This is a genomic window from Caulobacter sp. FV2ps19 (genome assembly GCF_058681035.1).
The window spans coordinates 311,303-324,415 of the sequence record NZ_CM178729.1; the positions used below are offsets into that span (position 1 = coordinate 311,303).

General features: G+C 67.1%; 9 protein-coding genes and 2 pseudogenes. 8 read left to right on the forward strand and 3 right to left on the reverse strand.

The genetic code is table 11. The annotated features are described in order from the left end of the window. Positions 1-34: 34 nt before the first annotated feature. The 3 genes from pstA to ACW18B_RS01400 all read right to left on the reverse strand — a co-directional run bounded on the left by pstA (position 35) and on the right by ACW18B_RS01400 (position 4,349). A complete protein-coding gene (gene pstA / locus ACW18B_RS01390; RefSeq protein WP_492049068.1) occupies positions 35-1,288 on the reverse strand; it encodes a phosphate ABC transporter permease PstA in 1,254 nt (417 codons plus the stop codon). A 67-nt stretch (positions 1,289-1,355) separates the two neighbouring features. Further along, positions 1,356-2,798 (reverse strand): phosphate ABC transporter permease subunit PstC, encoded by a 1,443-nt coding sequence (gene pstC / locus ACW18B_RS01395; RefSeq protein WP_492049069.1) that lies wholly within the window; start codon positions 2,796-2,798, stop codon positions 1,356-1,358. A 144-nt stretch (positions 2,799-2,942) separates the two neighbouring features. Continuing rightward, positions 2,943-4,349, reverse strand: a complete 1,407-nt coding sequence (locus ACW18B_RS01400) for a sensor histidine kinase (protein WP_492049070.1) — start codon at positions 4,347-4,349, stop codon at positions 2,943-2,945. A 177-nt stretch (positions 4,350-4,526) separates the two neighbouring features. Here ACW18B_RS01400 and ACW18B_RS01405 point away from each other — a divergent pair, with 177 nt between their 5' ends. The 8 genes and pseudogenes from ACW18B_RS01405 (at position 4,527) to ACW18B_RS01440 (ending at position 13,111) form a co-directional block, all read left to right on the forward strand. Then, entirely contained in the window at positions 4,527-7,775 is a 3,249-nt protein-coding gene (locus ACW18B_RS01405) for an autotransporter outer membrane beta-barrel domain-containing protein (protein WP_492049071.1), read from the forward strand. 262 nt (positions 7,776-8,037) lie between these two features. Next, positions 8,038-9,498 carry an OprO/OprP family phosphate-selective porin gene (locus tag ACW18B_RS01410; protein WP_492049072.1) on the forward strand — a complete coding sequence of 487 codons (1,461 nt, stop codon included), beginning with the start codon at positions 8,038-8,040 and terminating at the stop codon, positions 9,496-9,498. A gap of 377 nt (positions 9,499-9,875) precedes the next feature. Beyond that, a pseudogene (lovK, locus tag ACW18B_RS01415) lies at positions 9,876-10,529 on the forward strand (photosensory histidine protein kinase LovK); the annotation flags it as partial. 19 nt (positions 10,530-10,548) lie between these two features. Continuing rightward, on the forward strand, positions 10,549-11,013 hold the full coding sequence (locus ACW18B_RS01420) for a response regulator (RefSeq protein ID WP_492049073.1): 465 nt from the start codon (positions 10,549-10,551) through the stop codon (positions 11,011-11,013). A 2-nt stretch (positions 11,014-11,015) separates the two neighbouring features. Next, entirely contained in the window at positions 11,016-11,291 is a 276-nt protein-coding gene (locus ACW18B_RS01425) for a SemiSWEET family sugar transporter (RefSeq protein WP_492049074.1), read from the forward strand. A gap of 103 nt (positions 11,292-11,394) precedes the next feature. Beyond that, entirely contained in the window at positions 11,395-12,309 is a 915-nt protein-coding gene (gene argB, locus ACW18B_RS01430) for an acetylglutamate kinase (RefSeq protein WP_492049075.1), read from the forward strand. Then, a pseudogene (locus ACW18B_RS01435) lies at positions 12,306-12,445 on the forward strand (hypothetical protein); the annotation flags it as partial. The gene argB and the pseudogene ACW18B_RS01435, both read left to right, overlap by 4 nt. Before the next feature lie 6 nt (positions 12,446-12,451). After that, positions 12,452-13,111: a pyrimidine 5'-nucleotidase gene (locus ACW18B_RS01440; RefSeq protein WP_492051834.1), complete on the forward strand. Its 660-nt coding sequence runs from the start codon at positions 12,452-12,454 to the stop codon at positions 13,109-13,111. The last annotated feature ends 2 nt before the right edge of the window (positions 13,112-13,113 follow it).

Genomic DNA, 13,113 nt, shown 5'->3' on the forward strand with positions numbered 1-13,113 from the left:
GAAGGGCGGAAGGGTTCAGGATCATGATCTTGCTCTACCAGCGACGCTCGAAGCGGCGGCGCAGGATCACCGCGGCGGCGTTCATGACGATCATGAAGACCAGCAGCACGATGATCGCGCCGGCGGTGCGTTCGTGGAAGGCGCGCTCCGAAGCGTTCTCCCAGATGAACACCTGCACGGGCAGGACGGTGGCGGCGCCGGTGAAGCCGTCAGGCACGCCGGGCACGAACGAGACCATGCCGATCATCAGCAGCGGCGCGGTCTCGCCCAGGGCGTGGGCCAGCGACAGGATGGCGCCGGTCATCACGCCGGGCATGGCCAGCGGCAGCACGTGGTGGAAGACGGTCTGGGTCTTGGACGCGCCGACGCCCAGGGCGGCTTCGCGGATCGAGGGCGGCACGGCCTTCAGGGCCGAGCGGGTGGCGATGATCACCGTGGGCAGGGCCATCAGGGCCAGCACCAGGCCGCCGACCAGGGGCGAGGAGCGCGGCACGTGCAGCCAGTTGATGAACAGGGCCAGGCCCAGCAGGCCATAGACGATCGACGGCACGGCGGCGAGGTTGTTGATGTTGACCTCGATGACGTCGGTCCAGCGGTTCTTCGGGGCGAACTCTTCCAGATAGACCGCCGCCATCACCCCCACCGGCACGGCGATCATGGCGGTGATCAGCAGCATCATGGCCGAGCCGACCACGGCGCCCAGCACCCCGGCCTGTTCCGGCTCGGTGGAGTCCGAATTGGTGAAGAAGGCGAAGTTGAAGCCCGACTTGACCGAGCCGTTCTTCTTCATCTGGTCCAGCCAGTCGAGCTGCTGGTTGTCGAGCTTGCGGTCTTCCTCGGCCGTCGAGCGCTTGATCTCGCCCTTGAAATAGAGGTCGGCGTCGGCCTTGAACGGGCCCGAAAGCGTGATGGTCTTGCCGACCAGCGACTTGTCGGCCTTCAGCTGGTTGAGAATCTGGAAGCCGAAATCGCGCGAGATCAGGTCCATGACCTTGCCCGAGGTCGTGCCCAGATCATCGTCCTGGACGCCCAGCTTCTTCATCGTCGCCTCGGCGACGATATAGTCATAGTTGACGCCCTCCAGATCGCTCACGTCGATCAGTTCCGGGTTCAGATAGACCGGAATGTTCAGGGTGTGGGTCTGGAACGTGGTGTAGCCCTGGCCGACGATGCGGCCGACCAGCACCACCAGGAAGATCATGGCCACGGTGATGGCCATCAGGCCCTGGGCCTTGAACCACATCTCCGAGCGGTGACGCTTCTTCAGGCGGGCTTGCATGGCGGTCATGGGGGCGATCTTAGGGTCGGTCTGGGGGGCGGCGGAACCAGCGGGACCCAAGGGGGAATGGGTGACGTCAGTCATACTGTTCCCGATACTTCTGGACGATGCGCAGGGCGATGATGTTGAGGCCCAGGGTCACGACGAACAGCGTCAGGCCCAGGCCGAAGGCCGACAGGGTCTTGGCGCTGTCGAACTCCTGGTCGCCGGTCAGCAGGGTGACGATCTGCACGGTGACGGTGGTCACGGTGTCGAGCGGATTGGCGGTCAGCTTGGCCTGCAGGCCGGCGGCCATGGTGACGATCATGGTCTCGCCGACGGCGCGCGACACGGCCAGCAGCATGGCGGCCATGATGCCCGGCAGGGCGGCGGGCAGAACCACCTTCTTGATGGTCTCGGACTTGGTGGCGCCCATGGCGTAGCTGCCGTCGCGCAGCGACTGCGGCACCGAATTGATGATGTCGTCCGACAGCGACGACACGAACGGGATCAGCATGATGCCCATCACCACCCCGGCCACCAGGGCCATCTGGTTCTGGACCTGCATCAGATAGTCGGCGACGCCGGGGAACGGGCCGCCGGCCATGGCGGCGCCGATGCTGTTGAAGAAGGCGCGGAAGATCGGCCCCACGGTCAGGGCGGCGAAGAAGCCGTAGACCACGGTGGGCACGCCGGCCAGGATCTCCAGCAGCGGCTTGATCGTCGCGCGCACCGGGCGGCTGGCGTATTCGGACAGATAGATCGCCGAATAGAGACCGACGGGCGCGGCCACGGCCATGGCGATCAGCATGATCAGGAAGGTGCCGGCGAACAGCGGCACCGCGCCGAAGGCGCCCTCGGCGGCGACCTGATCGGACCGCATGGCGATCTGCGGGTTCCACTCGGTGCCCAGCAGGAACGAGATCGGCGACACGGTCTGGAAGAAGCGCCAGCTTTCCCAGATCAGCGACAACAGGATGCCGACGGTGGTCAGGACGGCGGCGATCGAACAGATCAGCAGCAGGCCGCCGACCCAACCCTCCACCCGGTTGCGGGCGCGGAAGTCGGGCGAAAGACGCGGGAAGGCCAGCAGGAAGCCGGCCAGGGCGACCACGCCGGCCAGGCCCAGAACGCTGTAGCGGATCAGGGCGTCAACGCGCCGGGCCTCGGCGATCTTGACGTCCAGGGCGGCTTTCAGTTCGCCCTCATAGGCGATCTCGCTGGGCGCGACACCCGAGGCGATGGCCTGGGCGTCGCTGAAGAACACGGCCTGACGATCGACGTCCAGGGCGCGGACGACGGCGGGGCGCTGGGCCTGCAGCATGGCCTCTTCGACGCGATCGCCGAACATGGCGCCCAGCAGCAGCAACAGGGCGGCCGGAACGCCGGCCCACAGAGCGGCATAGGTCCCATAATAGTCAGGCAGGGAGTGCAGGACGCGCGCGACGCCGCCGCCGGCTTTGACGGCGCGCCGTCGGCCAAGCACGAAGGCGGTGCTGGAAAACAGCGCCAGAAACAGGAGCGAGAGCCAGATCAGCATGCGTGAGGCGGGGTCTTGCGCGAGGGGTTTCAAAGACGGCGCCCAACGCACCGCCTCGCCCGGAATGAGCTATGCCCGCCCGGCGCTGGCCTTATGCGACGTTTCCATGACAGTTTAATGACAGCGAACCGGCCAGGCCCGCGCCTAGGCCTCCGCCGTCACAACCTGGAGTCGGTCCGCCGCGGCCTTGGCCATCGGCAGGTAGATCCCGAACGTCGCGCCCTCACCCTGAACGCTCTCGACCGTCAGGCCGCCGCGATGGCGGTTCATGATGTGCTTGACGATGGCCAGACCCAGGCCGGTGCCGGACCGATCGCCGCTCTTCTGGCCCTCGACGCGATAGAACCGCTCGGTCAGACGCGGCAGGTGCTCGCGCGCCAGGCCAGGGCCACGATCGGTGACCCGCAAGGTCGCGTAGCGTTCGCCGACGGCGTGGTCGGGGGTCAGCAGCGACATTCGCGCCGCCGCCGGATCGCGCGGCTCGGCGGCGGAGTCTGCGGTCAGGCCCGGAAAGATCTCGATCCGCACCACGCCGTCCTGCGGGGTATATTTGATGGCGTTGTCGATCAAGTTCTGCACCACCTGGATGATCTGGTCGCGGTCGCCTTCGACCACGGCGGCGCCGCGCGGCGGCAGGACAGGATCAAAGCTGATCGCCTTTTCCTTGCCCTGGGGCGTGAGGGCGTCGATCACATCGATCGCGGCCATCGCCAGGTCCACCCGACCCAGCGGCGCGATATGCTCGTTCAATTCGATGCGCGACAGGCTCATCAGGTCATCGATCAGGCGCGACATCCGCTCGGCCTGGGCCTGCATGATGCCCAGGAACTTCTCCCGGATGACCGGATCTTCCTTGGCGTGGCCGCGCAGGGTCTCGATAAAGCCCGACAACGAGGCCAGGGGCGTGCGCAGCTCATGGCTGGCATTGGCCAGGAAGTCGGCGCGCGTGCGCTCGCTGCGGCGGGCGTCGGTCTCGTCGCGCAGCACCAGCATCGCCAGGCGCGAGCCTTCCGGCCCGTCGCTCAGCGGCCGGGCATAGGCGATCCATGAGCGCCCCTGGCTGCCGCCGGTCTCATATTCCACCGCCCGCTCGATATCGCCGAACAGGGCCTCGTCCACCGCCTCCAGAACCTGCGGGTTGCGCATGGCCGTCACCAGCAGCGTGCCCTCGCGCTGGATCCGGAAGAGCTCGCGGGCGGCCGCATTGGCGAACACGAAGCGGCGACCGGTCAGATCGTCGGCCTCGTCGGCGGCGATCACCATCAGCGGATCGGGGAGACGCTCCAGGATGGTGGCGAAGGGCGGGGTCTTCTGTTGCGCTTCTGGAACCAGGGCCGCTGCGGGAAGCGCTTCGATCTGCGCCCGGCGCACGCGGGCGTTCAGATAAAGACCGCCCAGGCCCGTGGCGATCGCCGCCAGCACGGCCGGGCCGGGCTGGGCGGCGCCCGCCGCAGCCAGCACAAGGATCGCCGCCGGCCCGACCAGGACCGGCAACGCGGCGCGGCGCGCCAGGCGGGCCGCGTTCTCAAGGGACTGGTTCGCCGGCGACATGGACACGCGCCTCGATTCTCGCCGTGACAGGGATTCGTTGAACCAGATATGGCGCCCTGGCATGCCATGCGATAGACGGTTGACGTCTGAATGCGTGTTGATGGCGTTGCTCACCGCAATTTCGCCGCAACGAGACGCAAATTAGGCTCTGGGTTTCTTTCCGAGGTATCGAACGTAATGCAGCGCAAGGTCCTGGTCGCGACAGTCGCAGCCGCTCCTCTCCTCGCCTTGGCGTTCGCCGCGTCGGCAGAAACCACGGTCACCACCGCCCGAACGACGGCGATCGCGACGTCGAGCGCCGCCAGCGGCGCGGCCGACGACGTCAAGGTGACGGCGGACGGCTCGATCAAGCCCACCACAGCGGGGGCCTTGATCACCCTGGACAGCAACAACAAGGTCACCAACCTGGGGACCCTGGCCACGGTCGGGGTCAATGACTCGACCGGCATTCTGATCCTGGGCGGCAAGACCGGCTCGGTCACCAATTCCAACGCCATCACGCTGAACGAAGACTACACGGCCACCGACACCGATTCGGACGGCGATATCGACGGCCCCTTCGCCCAGGGTTCGAATCGCTTCGGCGTTCGCCTGACCGGTCCCGGCGCCTTTACCGGCGACATCACCCACGACTCGGCGGGCACGATCTCGATCGAGGGCAACAACTCCGCCGGGATCTCGCTCGAAAGCCAGTTGATCGGCAACCTGACCACCAGCGGGGCGATCACCGTTCTGGGTGACAACACCAGCGGCGTGCGGGTCGCCGCCCCGGTGACCGGCAAGATCACCTTGGGCGGAACGATCAGCACCCAGGGCGCCAACGCCGTCGGTGCGGCCATCGATTCCAACGTCACCGGCCCGCTCGTCCTGCAGGGTTCGATTTCCACAACGGGCTATCGCTATACCTCGCGCCCCGCAAACACGGCGCTCGACAAGCTCGACGCCGATGACCTGCTGCAGGGCGGTCCCGGCGTCCGGGTTGGCGGCGACGTCACGGGCGGCCTGCTGCTGCAGGGCTCCAACACCTCGATCGCGGTCGGCGCGGATGGCAACACCGTCGCGACCGCCATCACCTCGTCGACGAGCGGCACGTCGAGCATCACCACCTATGGCGGCGCGCCCGCCCTGCTGATCGGCTCCAGCACCCAGAACGTGACCCTGGGCGCCGTGGGCGCCGCCGACAACGCCTATGGCCTGGTCGCCAAGGGCGCGATCAGCGCTTCGGGCGTCTATGACAAGGTCAACGCGACCGCCATCCAGATCGGCACAGGCTCGGGCGGCTTCGCCACCACGCTCTCGGGCGGCGTCCGCAATGATGGTCAGGTGACGGCGACCGCCATCGAAGCTGACGCCACCGGCCTGAAGCTGAACGCTGGGGCGACGACGGCGGAAATCCTCAATCGCGGCTCCATCGGCGCCAGCTCCAGCTCGTATGCGGGCTCCGGCGTCACGGCCAGCGCCCACGCTGTCGTGATCGGGACCGGCGCCGCCGCCACCAGCCTGAACAACAAGAGCACCATCGCCGCCGTGCGCACGGGCGAAAAGGGCGACGCCGTCGCCGTGCTCGATCAGGCCGGAACGCTCAAGACCATCACCAACACCGGCTCCATCCGCGCCTCCGTCGGCGCCCCCGGCGTGACGCGCGACGGGACGAGCTCGACCGTCACCGCCACGGGCTCGGCGATCGCCCTGGACCTGCGCGCCAACGCCTCGGGCGTCACGGTCACCCAGTCGGGTCCGACGTCCTACACCTCGACCAGCACCTATCCCTCGACGGACACCGTCACCACCACGACGGGCACAGCCGTCGCCACGACCACGCCGTCGATGATCGGCGATGTGCTGTTCGGCGCCGGCGACGACAGCCTCAACCTGCAGAGCGGCAGCCTGGTCGGCGCGATGGCCTTTGGGGCCGGCGCGGACAAGCTGACGATCGACGGCGGCGCCATCGCCCTGGGCAACCTCACCGACAGCGACGGCCGGCTGGCCATCAAGGTCGGCACGGGCAGCCTGGGCATCGCCAACGCCGCGACGATCAATGTCACCAGCGTCGATCTCGGCGCGGCCAGCAAGATCCTGTTCACGGCGGATCCGACCGCTGGAACCAACACCAAGCTGGTCGTGTCGGGCGCGGCCAATATCGCCTCCGGGGCCCAGCTCGGCATTCGCCTGACCGGCCTGGTCAGCCAGCCGACGTCCTATACCGTGATCTCGGCCGGCAGCGTCAACGCCGGCGCCTTGGGCCAGGGCCTGCTGGCGGAATCGCCCTATCTGTACGTCGCCTCCAGCCGCGCCGACGCCAACAACGTCTATGTCGATCTGCGCCGCCGGACGGCCGCAGAGATCGGCATGAACCAGTCGGAAACCTCGGCCTATGACGCGGTGTTCGCCGCCCTGGGCCAGGACAGCAACATCGCCTCGACCATTCTGGCCCAGAACGGCAAGGACGGCTTCCTGGGCCTGTATGATCAGCTGTTGCCTGACCAGGGCGAGGGTCTGTTCGCCTCGCTTCAGGCCGCCAATCAGATGATCTCGGCCGCCACCGCCGTGAAGCCCGATCCGGGCAACCGCTATGGCCCCGACAGCCTGTGGATCCAGGAAATCAACTCCCTGGTCCGCCGCGACAAGGGCCCGACCTCCGGCTCCGACAACCAGGCCTTCGGCTTCGTGGCCGGCTATGAGGCGATGGGCGATGCGGGCGGGGCCCTGGGGCTGACCCTGGCCTATGTCAATGTTGAAGAGCATGACACGGTCGCCAAGGTCGGCGAGCAGACCACCGCCTCCTTCGTTCAGGGCGGGGCCTACTGGCGCCGGTCCGTCGGCGGCTGGCGCATGAACGCGGGCGGCGGCGGCGGCTATGGCTGGTTCACCGGCGACCGTCGCTTCATTGCGCCGGACACCAATAGCGACGGCGTGGCGGACCTGATCCTGAAGAACAACGCCGACTGGACCGGCGTGACCCTGAACGCCTTCGCCGGCGCCGCCTATGAGCACAAGATCGGCCGCTACTTCGTTCGCCCTGAAAGCCGCATCGACTATGTCTGGCTGCGCGAGGGGCAACGCAAGGAATCGGGCGGCGGGAAAGGCTTTGACCTCACCGTCGAGGAACGCACCTCCAGCAATCTCAGCGGCGAGTTCGGCATCGCCTTCGGCGCTGACTATGGCAAGGACGTCTGGTGGCGGCCGGAAGTTCGGGTCGGCTATCGCCAGACCCTGGCCGGCCAGGTGGGCGACACGACGGCGCACTTCACCGGCGGCAACCCCTTCACCCTGGCCGCGCTCGACGACAAGCAGGGCGCCGCGACCCTGGGCTTCGCGCTGAAGGCAGGCACGCCGATGTCCTATCTGGCCATCGAAGGCGGCGTCGAGGCCGCCAAGAAGCAGAAGCGCTACAATCTGCGCCTCTCCGGCCGAGCGATGTTCTAGGGATCGGAATGGCGGGCGCCTGGGCGTCCGCCACGCACCTTTTCGACCCCCTCATGATCCGCCAACGGATCGAGCTGACAGCCTGATAGTCGGCCATATCCTTGGATTCGAAAAGCTTTCGCACCGTCGGCTGCGACGTTCGGTCACGCCTTTGAAAATCAGAAATCTGAATTTCCTAGGCTCAATTTAACCACTAGGCTCAATCGTCTCTCCCCATCAACAACACACCGACGCCCCTTTTAGCGCCGGGAGGGGAAGACCCATGAAAACGACACAAACCGTCTTTCGAACGGCCCTAATCGCCGGCGTCTCGTTCATGGCCATGACCAGCGCCGCCTACGCCCAGACGCCCGCCGACGCAGAAGCCCGTATCGCCGCGCTCGAAGCCCAGCTCAGCGCCCTGTCGAGCCAGATCGCCGATCTGAAGGCCTCCACCGCCACCAGCATCAAGGAAGTCCGCGCCGCCCAGACCCCCAGCCCGAGCGCCGCCGTCGTCACCATCGCCGGCGGCAAGCCGGTCATAGCCTCAAGCGACGGCGCCTTCAGCATGGCCTTCCATGGCGTGATGCAGCTGGACGCCGCGCAGTATTATCAGGACAAGGGCCTGCCCGCCGGGATCGGCGCCGCCCGCGACCTGAACAACGGAACCAACTTCCGCCGTGTCCGCATGGGCGTGGACGGCAAGCTCTACAAGGCCTTCAGCTACAGGGTCCTGCTCGACTTCGGCGGCGCGGGCACGGATGGCGCCGGTCTCCTGCAAGAGGCCTTTTTGCAGTACGACTACAAGCCCGTCAGCCTGAAGGTCGGGGTGTTCGCGCCAAACCTTGGTCTGGAAGACGCCGGCTCGGTCTTGGGCGCAATGTTCCCGGAACGGGCCTCCCCCGCCGAAGCGGCGCGCACCCTGGCCGGCGCCGACAAGCGCATCGCCCTACAGGCCCAGGTCAAGGGTGACCGCTGGCTGCTGACGGGCGCGGTCACCGGCGCCAAGGCCGGCGACTCCCAGACCTATGACGAGCAGCTGGGCTATGTGGGCCGCGCCGCCGCCACGCCCTTCAAGGGCAAGGACTGGCTGATCCATACCGGCGTCAACGCCAGCCTCGTGGCCACGCCCGCCCAGACCGCCGCCCTCACCGGCGCCTATCCGATCACCGTCCAGGACCGCCCCGAGCTGCGCGTGGATGGCCAGCGACTGGTCACCAGCGGCGCGATCGACGCCTCGGGCGCCACCCACCTGGGCCTCGAACTGGCCGCGCAGCGCAAGAACATGCTGATCCAGGCCGAATATTTCGACATCAAGGTCAACCGTCGCGACGCCGCCGCCGGGATCTCCGATCCGAAGTTCACCGGCTGGTATGTCGAAGGCGGCTGGGTTCTGACGGGCGAGACCCGCAAGTACAACACCACGACCTTCGCCTTCGACGCCCCGAGCATCGCAAAACCCTTTGATCCGAAAAAGGGCCAATGGGGCGCCTGGGAACTGGCGGCCCGCTATTCGGTTCTGGACCTGAACCATCACGAAAACGCCGCCCTGGCGGCCGATCGCGTGCGCGGCGGCGAGCAGACAATCTCGACGATTGGCATCAACTGGTTCCCCAACGGGGTGACCAAGTTCTCGCTGGACTATCTGGATGTCAGCATCGACCGGATGGACGCGGCCGGCACCGTTGCGGGCCTCAGCCAGGACTACCAGGCTGTCAATCTGAGGAGCCAGTTCGCGTTCTAACGCGTCGCCAACCGGCCCTTCCGGCATGCCAAGAAGGACCGTCCCTCATGAGCGCCGTCTCTAGAGTCTCCCTCCCGCCGCCGTGTCCTGACGGGCGCCGCGGCGGGGTGTTCGACAGGATCTCACAGCTGAAAAAGGACGCCGGCGCGCCCGTGTCGCCGCCGTCGGCTCCTGCGGTGTGACACCGGGGCCGATTCACGCTGCGGGATTTTTGCGTCATGCTGCCCAGACGGCAGACCAGGCCGCGGACCAGGAACTGCGTGCGCCCTCGACACGTTGAGCGCGATAGGGAGGCAGGACATGTCGGATCAGGCGGACGCATGACAGACCTTTCACACCCTCCCGCGCCGGATAGCGATCTGACCACCCGGCAAGATCTCGAGCAGCTGGTCGCCGACCGCACGCGGGAACTGACCCTGGCCCTGGAGCAGAAGACCGCCCTGCTTCACGAGGTCGATCATCGGGTCAAAAACAACCTTCAGCTCATCTCGTCCCTGCTGCTGCTGCAAAACCGCCGCGTCGCCGACCCGGCGGTGAAGGCGGCGCTGCGCGGCATGCTGGACCGCGTCAACGCCGTCGCCACGGTTCACCGCCGTCTGTTTCAGAGCGACGATGTCGAGCACTTCGATGTCTCGGCCTTCGTCAAGGATCTGGTGGCTGACCTGGTCGGCTCGGGGGGGCGCAACGACATCGCCTTCAGCCTCGATCTGGAACGCGTCGACGTCGCCGCCTCGAAGGCCGCGCCCCTCGCCCTGGTCGTCAACGAGGTTCTCTCCAACACCCTCCGCCACGCCTTCCCGGAAGGCCGCCCGGGCCGGGTCTGCGTCGGCATCACGCGAAGCGAAACCGATTTTCGGATCGAAATCGCCGATGACGGCGTTGGTACAGCGACCTCGGCAAGCGCCAACGGGTTTGGATTGACGATCATTCAGCTGCTCTGCCAGCAATTGAAAGCCAAGTTCGAGACCCTGGACGCCTCGCCGGGAACGCGCGTTGTGATCACCTTGCCCATGAACGCCGCGCACACCTAGACCCGGGCGAGGATGTGCCATGAACGAGCCCCCGCTCGGCGTTTTGATCGTTGAAGACGAAGTTCTGCTCGCCACGGAACTGGAGTTCCTGCTGCAGGAGACCGGATGCTGCGCCTTGGGACACGCCATGAGCGCGGACGAGGCCGTGCAGATGGCGCACGACCTTCACCCTGACCTGGCCCTGGTGGATGTTCATCTGTCCGACGGCCCGACCGGCGTTGAGGTCGCGCGACAGATCAACAAGGATTGCGGCGGCGTGGCGCTCTTCATGACCGCCAACGTCAAGCGTCTGCCCGACGACTTCGCCGGCGCCTGCGGCGTGATCGGCAAGCCCTATTCCAGCAACGGCGTGCGTGGCGCCCTGCACTATCTGACCGCCTGCCTGCGGGACGGCCACGCGCCCGGTCCGCCGCCGGCGGGCCTGACCCTGTCGCCCGCCTATATCGCCCTGTGGGGCCTCGACACCCTGGCAAAGGCCGGCTGACCATGGTCGCATCGCCCCTGGCGGTCGCGGTCGGCGTCGCGGCGGCCCTGCTGTCGATCACCAGCTTCGCGCCGCAGATGATCAAGATCTGGCGCGAGCGCGACGCCTCGTCGGTCTCGCTGCGCATGTATGTGGTCACCGTGACCGGCTTTTCATGCTGGACGCTGTATGGCGTGCTGATCCACGCCTGGCCGGTGATCGCCTCCAACCTGGCCTGTCTGACCATGTCGGCCGGGGTGCTGGCGATGAAATGGCGCTTCAGCCGCCACAGCGCCTGACCCGGCGCCGGACTTGATCCCTCTGCCTTAGTGACAGGGCGGGGTGACAGGGGGGGCGGGGTCCGCTATCGAGACCCGCCCTTTTCCGCATAGGATTTTCGCCTTGACCGACGCCGCCGAGGAAGCGGGCTGGGCCACCGCCAAGACCCTGGCCGAGGCCCTGCCCTATATCCAGATCTATGACCGCGAGACGGTGGTGATCAAATACGGCGGTCACGCCATGGGCCAGGAAGAGGTGGCCAAGGTGTTCGCCGCCGACGCGGTGCTGCTGAAGCTGCTGGGCGTCCATCCGGTGGTGGTGCATGGCGGCGGTCCGCAGATCAGCCGCATGCTCGAGCGGGCCGGGGTCAAGTCGACCTTCATCGACGGCCTGCGCGTCACCGATGAAGCCACCATGGAAGTGGCCGAGATGGTGCTGTCGGGCGCCATCAACAAGGAAATCGCCAACTGGATCACCCTGGCCGGGGCCGAGGCCGACGTGCGCGGCGTGGGCCTGTCGGGCAAGGACGCCCGGATGATCACCGCTGAAAAGGTCACCCGCACCAAGCGCGATCCCGACAGCAATATCGAACAGGTCGTCGACCTGGGCTTCGTGGGCGAGCCGACCAAGGTGGATCCGCACATCATCCAGGCCCTGCTGTCGTCGGAAACCGACTACATCCCGGTGATCGCCCCGATCGGCGTCTCCGAGGCCGGCCAGACCTTCAACATCAACGCCGACACCGTGGCCGGCGCCCTGGCGGGCGCGTTGAAGGCCAAGCGGATGCTGATGCTGACCGACATCGCCGGGGTGCTGGACGCCGACGGCAAGCTGATCCGTCAGATGACCATCGAGGAGGCGCGCGGCCTGATCGCCAGCGGCGTCGCCAGCGGCGGCATGATCCCCAAGCTGGAAAACGCCATCCACGCCGTGGAAGCCGGCGTCGAGGCCGTGGTCATCCTGGATGGCCGCCGTCCGCACGCCATGCTGGTGGAACTGTTCAGCGAGCATGGCGCCGGTACGCTGATCTCGAAATGAGGCGGATCGCACTCATCCTCCCCCGTGAAACGGGGGAGGGGGACCGCGAAGCGGTGGAGGGAGCCTTCCACGCCCCTCGCCCCCTCCGTCACGGCGCTTCGCGCCGCGCCACCTCCCCCGCTGCGCAGGGGAGGACGACCTGATGAGCGCCGACCTGACCCACGTCGACACCTGGCTGTTCGATCTCGACAACACCCTGTACCCCGCTGAAAGCGAGTACATGGCCCTGATCGAGGGCCGGATGACCGATTTCGTCGAGCGCGAGACCGGGCTTCCGCGCGACGAGGCGCGGGCGCTGCAGAAGAAATACTATCACGAGCACGGCACCACCCTGGCCGGGCTGATGGCCCACCACGGCATGGCCCCCAAGGCGTTCCTCGACGAGGTGCATGACGTGTCGATGGACCGTCTGGTCCCCGATCCGGCCCTTCGCGACGCCATCCACCGCCTGCCCGGCCGCCGGCTGATCTTCACCAACGGCTCGCTGGGCCATGCCGAGCGGGTGCTGGGCCATCTGGGCCTGGACCATCTGTTCGAGGACGTGTTCGCCATCGAGACGGCCGACTATGTGCCCAAGCCGGCCCTGGCGACCTTCGAGAAGATCAGCGCGCTGCACAGCGTTTCAGCGCCGGTCACGGCCTTCTTCGAGGACAGCGAGAAGAACCTGGCCCCGGCCGCGACCCTGGGCATGACCACCGTTCTGGTCGGGGCCCACGCGGCCGCCTCGACCGCCGACTTCGTCCACTACCGCACGCAAGACCTGGCCGGGTTTCTCAACCTGGCCCGCCTTAAGGACCTGTAAGC

Bases quoted from the DNA above. Each gene is read 5' to 3' on its own strand.
- ACW18B_RS01425 (WP_492049074.1), top strand. From the start codon at position 11,016: ATGGTCGCATCGCCCCTGGCGGTCGCGGTCGGCGTCGCGGCGGCCCTG.
- ACW18B_RS01400 (WP_492049070.1), bottom strand. From the start codon at position 4,349: ATGTCGCCGGCGAACCAGTCCCTTGAGAACGCGGCCCGCCTGGCGCGC.
- pstA (WP_492049068.1), bottom strand. From the start codon at position 1,288: ATGACCGCCATGCAAGCCCGCCTGAAGAAGCGTCACCGCTCGGAGATG.
- ACW18B_RS01440 (WP_492051834.1), top strand. From the start codon at position 12,452: ATGAGCGCCGACCTGACCCACGTCGACACCTGGCTGTTCGATCTCGAC.
- ACW18B_RS01420 (WP_492049073.1), top strand. From the start codon at position 10,549: ATGAACGAGCCCCCGCTCGGCGTTTTGATCGTTGAAGACGAAGTTCTG.
- pstC (WP_492049069.1), bottom strand. From the start codon at position 2,798: ATGCTGATCTGGCTCTCGCTCCTGTTTCTGGCGCTGTTTTCCAGCACC.
- ACW18B_RS01410 (WP_492049072.1), top strand. From the start codon at position 8,038: ATGAAAACGACACAAACCGTCTTTCGAACGGCCCTAATCGCCGGCGTC.
- ACW18B_RS01405 (WP_492049071.1), top strand. From the start codon at position 4,527: ATGCAGCGCAAGGTCCTGGTCGCGACAGTCGCAGCCGCTCCTCTCCTC.